1 protein-coding gene is annotated in these 585 nt (G+C 42.2%); it reads right to left on the bottom strand.

The features are described 5' to 3' along the window. A partial coding sequence (locus CWC30_RS13240) for an IS4 family transposase (protein ID WP_138627322.1) occupies positions 1-585 on the bottom strand: 585 nt, incomplete at both ends.

Genomic DNA, 585 nt, shown 5'->3' with positions numbered 1-585 from the left:
AATCTCTAAATGACTCCGTTATTTCATAGCGCATTTTGCTTTTGATGGGTGTAAGCCAATGATGATTTTCGCTAACGCCTTGCCAGCTCGTAAATAGTTCAGCCGAAAAGAAACCTCTATCAAATAGCGTCAATGAATAGTCAGGTGCTGAGCCAACAAGCTGTTGAGCATAATGAATTTCACTTTGAGTAATGGGGCCAAACGCTGCATCGGATATTAAATGCGTTCTTGTCGACATCAAGGTCACAGCAAGTACTGAGGGGAAGTTTGTTGTCGATTTAGCATAGCCAAAGTGACGGTTACTCGGTGTATCTTGAGTTTTAAATTGTGTACCGTCAATGCTGAGCAGCTTTAAACCACACACCTCATCAAAAGTTTGCGACTGCTCCCACTGCGTTGCTGTATGTTTAAAAAGGTGTTTCATAGGCGCTGCGCCTAGCTTTTCTTTCCCTTTTATAATACTGCTAGTCGCCAATGGTGGAAGCTCTCCTTTAGCGTCAGGAAAAGCGAGCTCTAGTTTGTCACAGACTTCAGATATTGACCGGTTTCTTAATAAACCAATCCCTAATACAAGCAAAGCATATT

This window comes from Pseudoalteromonas sp. S4741 (assembly GCF_005886135.1).
GTDB lineage: Bacteria > Pseudomonadota > Gammaproteobacteria > Enterobacterales > Alteromonadaceae > Pseudoalteromonas > Pseudoalteromonas tetraodonis.
The sequence above is the reverse complement of the archived record's forward strand: the minus strand, read 5'-3'. Positions and strand labels throughout refer to the sequence as shown.